Below are 818 nucleotides of genomic sequence, written 5' to 3' on the forward strand. Positions count from 1 at the left end.
GTAGGCGTGCCCGTTACAACGATAGACTCACTGAAATGTGCTTTGAAGCGGAGCCCTTCACCGAGGTGATAAGTGCCGTTGGCAGGTACATCTACGGCTGTAATAGTAGGCGCCGTGCCATCATACACGCGGCTTAAAATATTGGAGGCCGTATTGTTGTTGTTACCCACGTTCACGGCTACACTGGCTGGTACCTGAAGGGTTACGGTGCCATCTGCGGTTGGTGTGACGAGGACAGTATACGTAATGTTGTCTGTTGTCTGGAATGCACTTAAGGTCGCATTGGTAACGATGATATCTCCGACTACAAATCCGGTTACTGCTTCCGTGAAAGTAATGGTAGCTGTGAATGGTTGATTCAGCGGAGACGTAGCGCTGGCTGTCACCGTTACACCTGGTATGTTTGTATTCACCAGTACACCAGTGGTGTTTACTGCAGGTAGCGTGAGTGCTGCATTGTTACCGGCTGCATCTTTTATAGTGCCGGTGAGCGCAGCGCCCAGTATGATACCGTCCATATCTACATCTCCGGCCTGCACTATATATAGGAAGCCCAATGTATCTGTACCAGTGCCGCCCTGATAGGTAGCCTGATGGGTAGTGCCACCAATAGTGATATCGAGCGTAGGCGTGCCCGTTACAACGATGGACTCACTGAAATGTGCTTTGAAGCGGAGCCCTTCGCCGAGGTGATAAGTGCCGTTGGCAGGTACATCTACGGCTGTAATAGTAGGCGCCGTGCCATCATACACGCGGCTTAAAATATTGGAGGCTGTATTGTTGTTGTTACCCACGTTCACGGCTACACTGGCGGGTAC

Annotated in this window: 1 protein-coding gene; it reads right to left on the minus strand. The window is 51.1% G+C overall.

The annotated features are described in order from the left end of the window. Positions 1-818: Ig-like domain-containing protein (locus AC1DCV_RS35705; RefSeq protein WP_477027671.1), on the minus strand; the 818-nt coding region annotated here is incomplete at both ends.

This window comes from Chitinophaga sp. 10T418, assembly GCF_056394125.1.